Genomic DNA, 12,532 nt, shown 5'->3' on the forward strand with positions numbered 1-12,532 from the left:
TACTATAACAAACTGTGCTAATCTTGTCAAGAAAAAGTCAGATAGAAGAAAAATTAAACGAATGTTTAAAAAATATTTAATTTTTATAAAATTAAGTATTGACTTTATTAAAATAAAGTGTAAAATAATATTAAATAAATGTTTAATTAAATTAAAAGGAGTTTATTATGAAAAAATTAGTCAACAATAAATTATTCCTGTCCAGCTTTGTAGCAGACTTGATTTCTAACTTTGGAGATACGCTTTACTATCTGGCTTTGATGAACTATGTTTTACTCTTGCCAGATACCAAGTTTGCCTTAGCCATGATTACCGCTTCTGAAACCTTGCCGATTTTGGCAGGCCTCTTCATAGGAATCTGGGCGGACAAGACTAAAAATAAACTGGATACCATTCTAGCTACCCTTGTGATCCGTGTTGGTTTATATGCCCTTGTTGGTTTCTTGATGGGATTTACCCCAGCCCTGTGGGTTGTGGCAGTGGTCTGCGTCATCAACTTCCTGTCTGACCTTGCTGGTCAATACGAAAACGGTCTCTATATGCCAGTCAGCTTGCGGGTTGTGGCAGCTGAAGACCGTGAAACAGCTATGGCTTTTAAAATGACTGTTAAAAATCTCTTGCAAATTGCCTTCCAAGCCAGTGGTGCCATCCTGATCGGATTTATGTCCTATCAAAACCTAGCCTTCTTCAACGCTGGGACCTTCTTGGTCAGCCTTGCGATTATGGCAGGTTTGCGTCCAGCTTTTGCCAAGTTGTTGAAAGAGAGTCCTATCCAAGAAGTTGAACAAACCGAAACAGAAGCAGGACTTATCAAGGGAATTGGTCAGAGTATCAAAGATTCCTACCAAGCTGTGCAGAATATTCCTGTTCTTAAAGCGTCAATCATTACCATTGCAAGCTTGAATGCGATTTTTACTGCCCTCTCACCATTAGCAATTCTTAATATGAAGGAGTTTTCAGACTTTGTGATTGTCAATGCGGGGACAACGGTGGCTCTGATTTCCATTCTCTTCTCAGTTGGTAGTATCTTGGGGTCAAGTATCGGTATGGCTCTTTTCAAAAATGTTAGCTTGGTCAACCTCCTCAAGTTTTCTACTCTTATGCCTGTTTTACTTTTCTCAGGTTTCTTTCTTCACAATATTTATGTGGTATTGATGGTTATTTTTGTGACAGCTATGACTTTGGGTGTCTTCAATCCGAAAATGAGTGCTCTTGTTATGAATGAATTACCGGAGGATAAATTAGCGACAGTCGGTGGAGGGATTGATGCTTTCTGCCAGATTGGTATGGTAGCAGGTCAAGCCTTGGTCGCCCTTATGGTGACGGTGCTTTCTGCGACAAGTATTTCTCTCATCTTCCTCTTGCTTTCTGTGGGACTCTTGGGTTATAGCATTTTTACAGGAAAAAATACTGAAAAGATTGTAGCTAGTGCATAGATAGAAAAATTTGACTACTAGAAGGAAAATTACTTGTGAAAAAAATTATCTGTAATAAAATATTCTTGTTCAGTTACCTAGCAGATGTGATTTCCAACTTTGGCGATACGCTTTACTATCTGACTTTGATGAACTATGTCTTGTTTTTACCAGATACCAAGTTTGCCTTGGCCATGATTACGGTTTCTGAAACTCTGCCGATCTTGTCGGGACTTTTTATGGGAATTTGGGCTGATCGGACCAAAAAGAAATTGGACACGATTTTGGCTACTCTGGTGCTTCGTTTTGTTCTTTATGTCCTCGTTGGCTTACTGATGGGATTTACACCAGCTCTCTGGATTGTAGCAGTCGTCTGTGTGGTCAATTTCTTGTCTGACTTGGCTGGGCAATACGAAAATGGTCTTTATATGCCACTTAGCCTGCGGGTCTTGGAGGCAGAAGACCGTGAAACAGCCATGGCCTTTAAGAACACCGTGGGTGGCATCTTGATGATTGTCTTTCGATCCAGCGGTGCCATTCTCATCGGCTTCATGTCTTACCAGAATCTTGCCTTTTTCAATGCTGGGACCTTCTTGGTCAGTCTTGCCATCATGGTAACCCTCCGTCCAGCTTTTGCCAAGTTGTTGAAAGAAAATCCTATCCAAGAGGCTGAACAAACCGAAACAGAAGCAGGACTTATCAAGGGAATTGGTCAGAGCCTTAAAGAATCTTATCAAGTCATTCAAAACATCCCTGTACTAAAGGCTTCTATTCTGACTATTTCGGGTATCAATACGGTTGTTAGTGCCGTATCTCCCATGGTTATCTTGTCTATGAAGGAATTTTCAGACTTCGTGATTGTCAATTCTGGCATAACTCTTGCCTTGGTATTCAATCTATTTTCTGTTGGTTACATCCTTGGCTCTAGTCTAGGTATGGCTTTCTTCAAACATATCAGCTTGTCCAATCTGCTCAAGTGTTGTACAGTTTTTTCGGTCATCCTGTTTGTTGGCTTCTACCTTCATAATATTGATATTGTGATGGCGACTATCTTAGTCACTACCATGACGACTGGCATTTTCAATCCAAAAATGAGTGCTCTGGTTATGAATGAACTACCCGAAGATAAATTGGCGACTATAAATGCAGGAATGGGGACTATATTTAATATTGGGATGCTTGCAGGTCAAGCCTTGGTCGCCCTTATGGTGACGGTGCTTTCTGCGACAAGTATTTCTCTCATCTTCCTCTTGCTTTCTGTGGGACTCTTGGGCTATACTATTCTTACAGGGATCAAGCCTGCAAAGTCATTCGTGAATACTTAGAAAGAAAACTATGAAATTAGATTACCGAGATTATAGAAGCGAAATTGTCGAAAAATTCTTTATTCCTTTAATTGTTACGGAACGTGAGGAACCGATTGAGGCGGATTTTTCACAGAAAGAAAAAGACATTCTCAAAGATGCCTTGGACATTCGTGATGAGATGGAAGAAAAGTTGGCGGATTATCGTCAGGAGGTTAATGAGGTCTTTGTCTGGGGACATATCTTTACAATCCTGCACACCTTGTATTTCTACCTCTTGGATCAAGGACAGGATCCTAAGACAGTCGAGGAAGCTTGTCAATTGATTTTAAAGCTGTCTCAAGAAGAAGTAGAAGATGCCATGCGAACCATGTTGGCGTCTGAAAATGACGGACATCGTGAAAAGGACCTCAGCCTCATGGAACTCTTGGAAAAGACAGATAAAAAGCCGGCAGATAAGTGGTACTGGTCACTGGCTATTCGCAATCCTTTGGAAACAGTTCAGCGGTCTGTCCATCTCTTGGATAAGCTGCTCCCAATCTATCAGCCCTATTTTGAGCTGGCAAGGGCGGAGCGTGAAAAATTTGCTCATGAATTTGACATTGAAAAACTCTATCAAGAGTCCAAGCGGTTATCAATGACTAGCTTGGATGCTTTGAGTGTTGAAAATGCTCAATTCTTCGTTCTCAGTCCGTGGAATTATTGGTTTGCTTATTATGGCAATGAGCAGTTTGACACTATGAAGGTTGCCTTGCTTGCTTCCTGTAGAATTGACCAGATTATGCTGTCAAATGACGAGCTGGATCTGGATGATTTGACAACAGTTCTCAAGGTTATCAGCGATAGTACGCGTTATCAGGTCTTGGTGGAGCTGACCAAGCCCCATGCCAAGAGCAAGGATATCGCAGAGCGACTGAATATTACAGGGGCTGCCGTATCCTTCCACACCCAAAAGCTGATTAATGGCGACCTGCTCCTCTTTAACACAAAAGTCAAGGACGCTAAATACAGTGTCAATCGCGACCTGCTCCAACAGGTGATTGATAAGTTGAAAGAGGATTTTGATTTGTAAAAAAGCCTTGTAAGTTAAGTCTTACAAGGTTCTTTTGTGCTTATACTCTTCGAAAATCAAAATCAGACGTTGTTGACTTGATTTGATGAGTGAAAAGGTCCAGTGGATCTTTTCAGCCTGTTCCCTTGAAATATAATAAGGAACAGTGTTCTATCTGCATCTTACGGTCACGAACCAAGTTCGTCTAATTTCCGACCTCCAACAGTCTATTCCCAGACTGTTGGAGCTAGTCTGTTTTTGATTTTCTTTGAGTATTAATGATTAACCAGCTGAGCAGTTGGCAAGTGATGATGGTGATAAGGAAGACTAACCAACCTTGCTGTATTTTGGTCAGGGAACTAGTTTCTAGGAAGAAAAAGCTGATTTCGACTGGGATAACATGGATAAAATAATAATAGCTGGCGTATTCTTTTAGAAATTGGAATTTTTTCTTGCGGAAGAGGTCTGTGGTTAGGGTCCAGGCGACTAGATAGGCTGTGAATGGAATCAGGCTAAACAGAAAGTTCTTGTCGTAGCCCTGATTGAGATAGATGATAGTGGCTTCAAAAGCTAAAAGGGCTATGCAGACAAGTAGTTTGGTTTTTTGTCGGTGTTGGAAAATGGGTTGATTGAGTTTGTCGGCTAGATAAAAGCCTGTCAGGACAAAAATCGGTGCGTAGAAGAGGCCGTTGCGGCTGGTGAAAAAGAAGGTTTTGTAGCTGTCAAATGCGGTCAGGAAAATCGATTCTGCTAGGTAGGAGGAGTAGGTTTCGACTGAGCCTAGGAGATAGAGAAGGCAGGCTAGACAAGCTGTGATGCGCCAGCCCCATTTCTCCAAGGAAAAATGGACGAGGACAAGTCCTAGCAAGAAGGCGGGCATGTACCAGAGTTGGTAGCTGGTGCCGGTGTAGGTCAGTCCGACTAGGAGTGCGAGGGGATAGTAGGGGAAGGGGATTTCTTGGAGTGTTAGGTAGATGAGGTAGAAGGGCAGGTAGAGGGCGGACCAGGTCAAGTATTGTTTGCTGTAGCGGATGAGGTATTGTTTGGAGAGACTAGAGTAGTTATGTCGGAGGAAGAAGCTGGCGGTGACCATGAAGTAGGGGACGACCATGCGGCTAAAGATTGATTTTTGGATGAAGTGGAGCTGGTCTGCTTCAAATAACCTGCGGCAATGGAGGGCGATAACGAGAATGGCTCCGATGAACTGGATGAGGGAGAGTAGTGATGTATTGAGTGGTTTTGTCTTATTTTGCATGCTAACGTTTTTCTTTTTTTCTTCTATTTTATCGAAATCTGATGAATATGTAAATGTTTGCAAAAAGATGTGGAGAGGTGCTGGCTGAAACTTAGTTGACAAGAGAAGTCCAGTGGAAAATATGGTATAATGTTAGGACGGAGTAAATGTAAACCATCTATTTCGTTTAAGTTAGAAAGGAGCATATAGATGAAAGATTTACGTGCAAAATTATTGGCTGATTTTGGGATTGATTTTCCGGATTTGAATTTATTAGAAACGGCTTTTACCCATACTTCTTATGCCAATGAGCATCGCCTTCTAAAAATTTCACATAATGAACGCTTGGAATTTTTAGGAGACGCTGTTCTCCAATTGATGATTTCCAAGTACCTCTATAAAAAATATCCTGATAGACCGGAAGGTGAGATGTCCAAGTTGCGTTCGACCTTTGTACGTGAGGAGTCTTTGGCTGGTTTTTCACGTGCTTGTGGTTTTGATCGGTTTCTTCGTCTTGGTAAGGGGGAAGAGAAGTCTGGAGGGCGAAATCGCGATACTATTTTAGGAGATGCTTTCGAGGCGTTCTTAGGAGCTCTGCTATTGGACAAAGGGGAAAAGACCGTAGAGGAATTTATCCATAAGGTCATGATTCCTCGTTTAGAAAAAGGGAATTTTGAGCGCGTGACCGACTATAAGACTGCTTTGCAGGAAATTTTGCAGGTCAATGGTGAGATTGCTATTTCGTATCAAGTAATAGCTGAGTCTGGACCTGCCCATGATAAGACCTTTGAAGTGGAGGTATCTGCTGATCAGCGTGTGATTGGTCGTGGTCGTGGTCGCTCTAAGAAATTAGCTGAACAAGCCGCCGCCAAAAATGCTGTGGAGGCTAGAGGATAGGTATGTATCTAAAATCAATTGAAATGCAGGGCTTTAAGTCCTTTGCGGATAAGACTAAGGTAGTCTTTGATCGTGGAGTGACTGCTGTTGTAGGGCCGAATGGTTCTGGTAAGTCCAATATTACAGAAAGTCTACGTTGGGCCTTGGGAGAGTCGTCTGCTAAAAGTCTACGTGGAGGCAAGATGCCAGACGTCATCTTTTCGGGAACTGAAAGCCGTAAGCCTCTTAATTATGCTTCCGTTGTCGTAACCTTGGATAATAGCACAGGTTTTATTGCTAATAAGAATAAAGAAATCAAGGTAGAACGCCATATTTATCGATCTGGAGATAGCGAGTATTTGATAGATGGTCAGAAGGTTCGATTGCGGGATATCCATGATCTTTTCATGGATACAGGCTTGGGACGTGATTCTTTCTCTATCATTTCACAAGGGCGGGTTGAAGCAATTTTCAATTCCAAGCCTGAGGAACGCCGTGCTATTTTTGAAGAGGCGGCAGGAGTTTTAAAATACAAGACGCGTAAAAAAGAAACAGAAAGTAAGTTGGCACAGGCCCAGGGCAACTTGGACCGCTTGGATGATATTATCTATGAATTGGATAATCAGGTCAAACCATTGGAGAAACAGGCACAAACTGCTAAGAAATTTCTAGAATTGGATGGTCAACGTAAGGAATTATACTTAGATGTTTTGGTGGCTCAGTTGTCGCTTGGTAAGGAAAAGTTATCGGAAAAAGAAGCCGAACTAGAGTCTGTCAAAACGGAATTGACTAGCTACTACAAACAGCGTTCTGAGCTGGAGCAAGAAAATCAGAACTTGAAAGAGAAGCGCCACCGCCTTTCAGAACAATTGGAGCGTGAACAGGCAGTTCTGTTGGATTTGACCAAGTTAATCAGTGATTTGGAGCGAAAAATTGAGGTCCATAAACTGGAATCTAGTCAAAACGAATCAAGTCGTCAAGAAGCGCAGGCGCGTTTGGAAAACTTGTTGACTAGACGAGAGCAGTTGGCAGAACAGATTGAGCAAAAGAAAGAAACGCTTGCGCAATTAGATAGTTCCTTGTCTAGCTTGAAAGACGATATTGCTGAGGTAGACAAAGAAATTTCCTACTTTTCAGAAGATCCTGATCAGGTTTTAGATCATCTGCGTGAACAGTATGTTGCTCTGATGCAGGAAGAGGCAGAAGCTTCAAACAGTCTGACCAAGATTCAGCAGGATATTGCCAATCAAATCAGTCTTTCTGAGAGTAAATCTGAAGACTTGGCACGCTTGCAGACGGAAAAACAAACAGCTCAAGAAGTACTTGATAAGAGTCGGAAAAGTTTAGAAGAAGCTGATCACGTTTTACGCCAGTTGCTTGAGAGCTATCAGACCAAAAAAACAGAATTGGATCAAGTCCAGACTGCTTATCAGGCTGAGCAAGGTCGCTTGTTTGATTTGCTGGATCAGTTGAAAGGCAAGCAGGCTCGCCAGTCTAGTTTAGAAGCTATTTTAAAAAATCATTCCAATTTCTACGCGGGGGTTAAGGCTGTCTTACAGGCGGCACCAAGCTTAGGAGGAATTATTGGAGCAGTCAGTGAACAATTGACCTTTGATACTCGTTACCAAACGGCTTTGGAAATTGCTCTTGGAGGTGCTAGTCAAAACGTCATCGTTGAAGACGAAGCGACTGCTAAACGAGCTATCGCGTTTTTGAAAGAAAAACGGCAAGGACGGGCAACCTTCTTACCTCTAACAACTATCAAGCCACGTCAGCTTTCTGGACAGCAAGTCTCTTTACTAGAATCTTCAGAAGGATTCTTGGGGCTTGCAAGTGATTTGGTGACTTATCAGCCAAATTTAGATGCGATTTTCCAAAATTTGCTAGGTACTATCGCGATTTTTGATACCATTGACCATGCCAATCAGGCAGCGCGGGCAACCAAGTTTCAAGTGCGTATGGTGACCATGGATGGAGCGGAAATCCGTCCTGGTGGAGCCTTTGCTGGTGGTAGCAATCGAAATAACAGCACGACCTTTATCAAACCAGAACTGGATGCTCTTTTAGGAGAAATAGCAGAGCTGTCCAGCCAGTTACAGGAGCAAGAAAGCTTGGTTGCGGCTAAGAAAACTAGCTTAGACCAGACCAGAGAAGCCTTGGAAACGATTAAGGCGGAGGGGGGAGAAGCTAGATTGAACCAGCAGAGCGCAAGGATTCATCAGGAACAGGCAGAAAATAGACTGGCTCAGCTATCAGCCCAGTATGACCTGCAAATGAGTCAGGTTAGTCCGACCATTTTGACTGAGCTAGAAGAGGCTGCTGCTAAGGAAGAAGTAAATGTCCAAGCCTTGAATGAGAAAAAACTAGCCTTGGATCAACAAATCAATCAAGTTCGTGATAATCGCGACAGTATTCAAGAAAGCTTGCAGAAACTACAGACTCAGAAGGGTCAACTAACTTTGGAACAGGCTGAACTGACTAGCCAACTTCGTTTTGAACAGACAGATTTGAGACGTTTGCAAGAAGAAAAAGTGGTTGCAGATAAGGAAATTTCTCTTTTAGAGGATATGATTGACCAGAAGCTTGAAGCTCTTGAAGATACTAGTATTGAGATTCTTGAAGAACAATTGCAGGCCGCATCTGATAAGCAAAACCAGACAAATCAGATTCTAATTCGCTTAAAGTTTGAATTGGAAGATATTGATGGGCAGTTTGAAGACTTGGAAGAAAGATTGCAACAAGCTCGGACTAAGAATGATGATTTGATTCGTAAGCAGGCTAAGCTAGAGGCGGATTGTGAGCAAGCGGGCGATAAATTACGGGCTCTACTTGGTAATTTGACAGAGCATTTTAAATTGAGTTTTGAAGCTGCCCAGTCTCAGGCCAAGGAAGTTGAGTATCTTGCAGTTGCTGAACAAAACCTCAAAGACCTAGAAAGAGCTATTCGTGCTTTGGGGCCAGTCAATTTGGATGCTATTGAGCAGTATGACGAGGTTAATAATCGCCTTACCTTCCTCAATGAGCAACGGACAGATATTTTGTCGGCGCGTGATTTACTACTAGATACTATCCACGAGATGGATGATGAGGTCAAAGAGCGCTTCAAGGTTACTTTTGAAGCTATTCGTGAAAGCTTTAAGCAGACATTCAAACAAATGTTTGGCGGTGGTTCAGCGGATTTGATTTTGACAGAAGGTGACCTGTTGACTGCGGGTGTGGAGATTTCAGTTCAACCTCCGGGTAAGAAAATTCAATCTCTCAATCTTATGTCAGGTGGCGAAAAAGCCCTTTCGGCCCTCGCTCTGCTATTTTCCATTATCCGTGTTAAGACCATTCCTTTTGTTATTCTCGATGAGGTGGAGGCAGCCTTGGATGAGGCCAATGTCAAACGTTTTGGCGACTACCTCAACCGTTTTGATAAGGAGAGTCAGTTTATCGTCGTGACCCACCGTAAAGGGACCATGGCGGCAGCGGATGCCATGTATGGGGTGACCATGCAGGAATCTGGCGTGTCCAAGATTGTTTCCGTTAAGCTGAAAGATGTGGAGAAATTATGATTAACAAAATTTACGCCAGTGATATGGATGGTACCTTTTTACGAGAAGACCATAGTTTTGATAAGGAACGGTTTCGTCGTATACTGAATCAGTTTAAGGAAAAAGGTTATTTATTTGTGGCAGCAAGTGGGCGATCTATGCAAAGCCTGAAACTTGTTTTTGAAGATTTTGTAGATGAAATCGGTTTTGTGGCAGAAAATGGTTCAATCGTTGAATATCAGGGGCAGACTATCTTTATGGATGATCCAATTAGTCCTGAAATCTATCTGCCGATTATCGCGGGTATTGATGCAGGTCCCTTTGGTAGCAGTCGTTCCATGGTGCTGTCTGGACTCGAAAACTTTTATTTATTAAAAAATGCTGAGCCTCAGTTTTTAGAGACGATGACGAATTATTATGCACATTTTCGATTGGTAGACACATTTGAAGAAGTTCGAGAAGAGATTATAAAAATCAATGCCAAATTTTCTCCTGAGGAAATGGACGATGCCAGACGATGGTTAAATGATACATTTGAAGGTGTAACGGCCATGACAACTGGTTTTGACAATATTGATATAATTCCAAATGGTTCAAACAAATCAGTTGGATTGAGTCATCTCTGTGCTCATTTTGGAATTACCGGTCAGGCTGTAGTGGCATTTGGTGATAATCAAAACGATTTAGATATGTTTGACTTTGCAGGTCTGGCTCTTGCGACAGAAAATGCAAGAGAGGACGTGAAGGCCAAGGCAGATTCTATTATTGGTCATTGCAATGATGGAGCAGTATTAGCCTATTTAGAGGAGGAAGTAAATGGCAATTAAGTTGATTGCATTGGATTTAGATGGAACACTTCTGACATCGGACAAACGGATTTCAGAAGCTAATAAAAAGGCCTTGCAGGCAGCGCGTGAGCGTGGAGTTTATGTAGTTCTGACAACAGGGCGTCCTTTACAAGCTATCGGTACTTTTCTAGAAGAACTAGATCTGCTAGGGGAGAATCAATATTCGATTACATTTAACGGTGGTCTAGTACAGGAAAATACAGGTCGTGTTTTGGATAAGGTTGGCTTTACCATTGAAGATGTGCGCACCATCCGTCGTGTGACAAATGACTTGGACCTGCCTCTGGATGTCCTGTATGGTGGCGATGTCTATTCTCTACCATCAGCCCATGAATCACTTTATCTAACTTGTAATCCATTGCTTAATAAAATTGTGGCAAGCGATGAGGAAATGCCAGAAGATTTTGTCTACAATAAGGCAGTTTCAGCTGTGGCAGCAGACTTTTTGGATGGACAAATTCCAAAAATTCCTGCGGAACTTCACGAGCGCTTCGAGATTTTCAAATCGCGTGATATTCTGCTCGAGTGGAGTCCAAAAGGTGTTCATAAGGCAAATGGTCTGGCTAAGTTGATTGGACATCTGGGGATTGATCGGTCAGAAGTTATGGCCTGTGGCGATGAAGGAAACGATCTTTCGATGATTGAATGGGCTGGTCTGGGTGTTGCCATGGCTAATGCGACTGATGAAATCAAGTCTGCGGCCAAAGTAGTCTTACCAAAAACCAATGATGAAGATGGCATTGCCTGGGCCATCGAGCACTATGTATTGAATGAGGACTATTATGGGATTATTTGATCGATTATTTGGACAAGAAAAACAAGAGGAGCAAGTCGCTCTTGTTGAAGAAGTGGAAAGGGAGCAGTCGGCTTCTAGCGAAGATACAGTAACTACTGAAGTTGAGTCAACGACTCAAGAAATGGAAGAGTTCCAGTCTGAAGTAGCAGAGCCTGAATTGACAGCCGAGCAAGAAGCTCAGAAACAACGGACCTTAGACATGATGGCTCAATATTATGCAGCCAAAGAAGCTGCTGCGGCTCGAGTGAAGGAAGCGCAGGAACAAGGCTTTGACCCTGCTATTCAAACCAAGGTCAAGGAAGAGCCTGTTGAGGAAGTTGCTCCAGTAGAGCAAGAAAGTGAGCAGGACAAGTACCAGCGTACCTTGAAAAAGACGCGTACAGGATTTGGGGCAAGGCTCAATGAATTCTTTGCCAATTTCCGTTCTGTAGACGAAGAATTTTTCGAAGAGTTGGAAGAAATGCTGATTTTGTCAGACGTAGGTGTACAGGTTGCTTCTACGCTGACAGAGGAGCTCCGCTATGAAGCCAAACTACAAAATGCCAAGAAGACAGATGAACTCCGTCGGGTTATCATCGAAAAATTGGTGGATATTTACGAAAAAGATGGTCAATTCAGCGAGCAAATCAATTTCCAAGATGATTTGACTGTCATGCTCTTTGTCGGTGTTAACGGAGTTGGGAAGACGACGTCTATCGGTAAGTTAGCCTACAAGTACAAGCAGGCTGGCAAGAAGGTCATGTTGGTCGCAGCGGACACCTTCCGTGCGGGTGCGGTAGCCCAGCTGGTCGAGTGGGGTCGCCGTGTCGATGTGCCAGTAGTCACAGGACCTGAAAAGTCAGACCCAGCTAGTGTGGTTTTTGATGGGGTAAAACGTGCCGTGGCAGAAGGCGTGGATATTCTCATGATTGACACAGCAGGCCGCTTGCAAAATAAAGATAACCTTATGGCAGAGCTGGAAAAAATCGGTCGTATCATTAAACGAACACTTCCTGATGCACCGCATGAAACCCTCTTAGCACTAGATGCCTCGACAGGACAAAACGCCCTTAGTCAAGCCAAAGAATTTGCAAAAATTACTCCATTGACAGGTCTTGTTTTGACCAAGCTAGACGGTACTGCAAAAGGTGGTGTTGTCCTTGCCATCCGTCAGGAACTGGATATTCCAGTTAAGCTGATTGGTTTCGGTGAGAAAATCGATGATATCGGAGAATTCAAGTCTGAAGAGTTCATGCGTGGGCTTTTGGAAGGATTGGTGTAGAAAAAAGTCGTTAGTTCAACAAGAACTAGCGACTTTTTCTATCTGTATGCAACAGTGAGTAAATGGCAATATCCACAATACCACGATTATTTCGATCGGCTTGGCGGAGAGTTCCTTCATAGGTCATACCGACTTTTTCCATGACACGACCAGAAGGACGATTTTCACTATCGTGAACAGCCGTAATCCGTAAACAGCCGCCCTCTTCTAG

The 12,532-nt window shown here is 42.8% G+C and carries 9 protein-coding genes; 8 read left to right on the plus strand and 1 reads right to left on the minus strand.

The genetic code is table 11. The annotated features are described in order from the left end of the window. The first annotated feature begins 167 nt into the window (after positions 1-167). The 3 genes from K6969_RS04290 to K6969_RS04300 are packed head-to-tail and all read left to right on the plus strand — an operon-like array spanning position 168 to position 3,791. Entirely contained in the window at positions 168-1,436 is a 1,269-nt protein-coding gene (locus K6969_RS04290; protein WP_029173460.1) for an MFS transporter, read from the plus strand. A gap of 35 nt (positions 1,437-1,471) precedes the next feature. Further along, a complete protein-coding gene (locus K6969_RS04295; protein ID WP_029173459.1) occupies positions 1,472-2,740 on the plus strand; it encodes an MFS transporter in 1,269 nt (422 codons plus the stop codon). 10 nt (positions 2,741-2,750) lie between these two features. Continuing rightward, the gene (locus tag K6969_RS04300; RefSeq protein ID WP_029173458.1) at positions 2,751-3,791 is read left to right on the plus strand and encodes an ArsR/SmtB family transcription factor; all 1,041 of its coding nucleotides are present in this window, start codon (positions 2,751-2,753) and stop codon (positions 3,789-3,791) included. Positions 3,792-4,017: 226 nt separating this feature from the next. Here K6969_RS04300 and K6969_RS04305 read toward each other — a convergent pair whose 3' ends face one another. Beyond that, a complete protein-coding gene (locus tag K6969_RS04305) occupies positions 4,018-5,025 on the minus strand; it encodes an acyltransferase family protein (protein ID WP_029173457.1) in 1,008 nt (335 codons plus the stop codon). Between the two features lie 189 nt (positions 5,026-5,214). On the opposite strand from K6969_RS04305, the gene rnc reads away from it, so the two are divergent. From rnc to ftsY, 5 genes are read left to right on the plus strand one after another with little or no spacing between them, the layout of a single operon-like run. Continuing rightward, a complete protein-coding gene (gene rnc, locus K6969_RS04310; RefSeq protein ID WP_321537474.1) occupies positions 5,215-5,901 on the plus strand; it encodes a ribonuclease III in 687 nt (228 codons plus the stop codon). Positions 5,902-5,903: 2 nt separating this feature from the next. Continuing rightward, positions 5,904-9,437, plus strand: coding sequence for a chromosome segregation protein SMC (smc, locus tag K6969_RS04315; RefSeq protein WP_171942579.1), 3,534 nt, complete (start codon positions 5,904-5,906; stop codon positions 9,435-9,437). Further along, a complete protein-coding gene (locus K6969_RS04320; protein WP_050571204.1) occupies positions 9,434-10,243 on the plus strand; it encodes a Cof-type HAD-IIB family hydrolase in 810 nt (269 codons plus the stop codon). The genes smc and K6969_RS04320 overlap by 4 nt, the downstream gene beginning before the upstream one ends. Continuing rightward, positions 10,233-11,060, plus strand: a complete 828-nt coding sequence (locus tag K6969_RS04325; RefSeq protein ID WP_029174669.1) for a Cof-type HAD-IIB family hydrolase — start codon at positions 10,233-10,235, stop codon at positions 11,058-11,060. Before K6969_RS04320 ends, K6969_RS04325 begins: the two co-directional genes overlap by 11 nt. Beyond that, on the plus strand, positions 11,047-12,321 hold the full coding sequence (gene ftsY / locus K6969_RS04330; protein ID WP_029174670.1) for a signal recognition particle-docking protein FtsY: 1,275 nt from the start codon (positions 11,047-11,049) through the stop codon (positions 12,319-12,321). Before K6969_RS04325 ends, ftsY begins: the two co-directional genes overlap by 14 nt. The last annotated feature ends 211 nt before the right edge of the window (positions 12,322-12,532 follow it).

It is taken from the genome of Streptococcus suis, assembly GCF_019856455.1.
Taxonomy (GTDB): domain Bacteria; phylum Bacillota; class Bacilli; order Lactobacillales; family Streptococcaceae; genus Streptococcus; species Streptococcus suis_AE.

Bases quoted from the DNA above. Each gene is read 5' to 3' on its own strand.
- K6969_RS04290 (WP_029173460.1), top strand. From the start codon at position 168: ATGAAAAAATTAGTCAACAATAAATTATTCCTGTCCAGCTTTGTAGCA.
- K6969_RS04300 (WP_029173458.1), top strand. From the start codon at position 2,751: ATGAAATTAGATTACCGAGATTATAGAAGCGAAATTGTCGAAAAATTC.
- K6969_RS04305 (WP_029173457.1), bottom strand. From the start codon at position 5,025: ATGCAAAATAAGACAAAACCACTCAATACATCACTACTCTCCCTCATC.
- rnc (WP_321537474.1), top strand. From the start codon at position 5,215: ATGAAAGATTTACGTGCAAAATTATTGGCTGATTTTGGGATTGATTTT.
- smc (WP_171942579.1), top strand. From the start codon at position 5,904: ATGTATCTAAAATCAATTGAAATGCAGGGCTTTAAGTCCTTTGCGGAT.
- K6969_RS04320 (WP_050571204.1), top strand. From the start codon at position 9,434: ATGATTAACAAAATTTACGCCAGTGATATGGATGGTACCTTTTTACGA.
- K6969_RS04325 (WP_029174669.1), top strand. From the start codon at position 10,233: ATGGCAATTAAGTTGATTGCATTGGATTTAGATGGAACACTTCTGACA.
- ftsY (WP_029174670.1), top strand. From the start codon at position 11,047: ATGGGATTATTTGATCGATTATTTGGACAAGAAAAACAAGAGGAGCAA.